Origin of the sequence: Aquisphaera insulae (genome assembly GCF_011064615.1) — a bacterium.
GTDB classification, from domain to species: domain Bacteria; phylum Planctomycetota; class Planctomycetia; order Isosphaerales; family Isosphaeraceae; genus Aquisphaera; species Aquisphaera insulae.
The window spans coordinates 1-805 of the sequence record NZ_JAALJH010000241.1; the positions used below are offsets into that span (position 1 = coordinate 1).

General features: G+C 71.2%; 2 protein-coding genes. Both read left to right on the forward strand.

The window, feature by feature from the left end; translation table 11 throughout:
• Positions 1 to 52: 52 nt before the first annotated feature.
• Positions 53 to 457: an IS66 family insertion sequence element accessory protein TnpA gene (gene tnpA / locus G6O54_RS36965; protein ID WP_165236162.1), complete on the forward strand. Its 405-nt coding sequence runs from the start codon at positions 53 to 55 to the stop codon at positions 455 to 457.
• The coding region (gene tnpB / locus G6O54_RS36970) for an IS66 family insertion sequence element accessory protein TnpB (protein WP_165236165.1) at positions 454 to 805 on the forward strand (352 nt) is incomplete at its 3' end. The genes tnpA and tnpB, both read left to right, overlap by 4 nt.

Consider the following 805-nt stretch of genomic DNA (forward strand, 5'->3'; position numbering starts at 1 on the left):
TCGGGGGGATCGTCAGGATGGGGCCGTTGCGTCACTCGACGGAGGCCCCGCGTTGCAAGCATCATCCTCACATCGCGAGATCGACTGGCCGGCCGTCCTGGCCGACTTCCGCCGCTCCGGCATGACGCACGTCCAGTTCTGCTCGGCCCACGGGCTCTCCATCCACGCCTTCCGCCGCCAACTCTATCGCCTCCGCCCGGGGCTCCCCCCACGCCGCCCCCGCGCCCATCTCACTTCCGCCACCCGCTCCTCCTCCCCCGCCGGCACTCCGGCCGCTCGGCCCGCATTCCTCCCCGTCCACATCCGCCCGGCCGAACCCGTCATCTCGACACCCGTCGCCACGCCGTCGGATCCCATCGAACTCGTCCTCGGCGACCGTCACGTCCTCCGCGTCCCTCCCGGCTTCGATGCCGACTCGCTGGGCCGCCTCCTCGACCTCCTGGAGGATCGGCCGTGATCCACCTCCCGCCCACCGTCCGCATCTACCTGGCCACCGCACCGGCCGACATGCGGAAGGGCTTCGACACGCTCGCCGCCCTCGTCAATTCCGCCCTCCGGCTCGATCCCCTCAGCGGCCATCTCTTCATCTTCCGCAACCGCCGCGGCGACCGCCTCAAGGCACTCTGGTGGGACCGCGACGGGTACTCGATCTGGATGAAACGGCTCGAACGCGGCACCTTCAAGTTCCCCTCGCCGGGCGGCGATCGCGTCGAGGTCACCCCCGCCGAGATGGCCGCCATCCTCGAGGGCATCGACCTCGAACACGCCCGCCGTCGACCCCGCTACGCGCGGCCCCTGCCCGCAG